Origin of the sequence: Acetobacter sp. UBA5411, from assembly GCF_002409645.1 — a bacterium.
Classification (GTDB): Bacteria; Pseudomonadota; Alphaproteobacteria; order Acetobacterales; family Acetobacteraceae; genus Acetobacter.
The window spans coordinates 1-239 of record NZ_DHNR01000014.1 but is presented as its reverse complement, the minus strand read 5'-3'; the positions used below and the strand labels follow the sequence as shown (position 1 = coordinate 239).

Below are 239 nucleotides of genomic sequence, written 5' to 3'. Positions count from 1 at the left end.
ATCGAAGCCGTGCTGTATCGTTATCGTGCGGGCATTCCCTGGCGTGATCTGCCGATCCGTTTTGGAGACTGGAAGAACGTCCACCGGCGTCTGCGCCGCTGGTGTGAAAGCGGTGTCATCGAACGGATTTTCCGGCATCTGGCCACCGATCGTGACAACGATTACATGATGATCGACAGCACGATTGTCCGGGCGCACCAGCACAGTGCGGGAGCGCGTAAAAAAGGGGCGCGGATCAG

General features: G+C 58.6%; 1 protein-coding gene. It reads left to right on the top strand.

The genetic code is table 11. The annotated features are described in order from the left end of the window. Positions 1 to 239, top strand: a 239-nt coding sequence (locus B3759_RS04020) for a transposase (RefSeq protein WP_291363845.1), incomplete at both ends; no start/stop codon positions are given.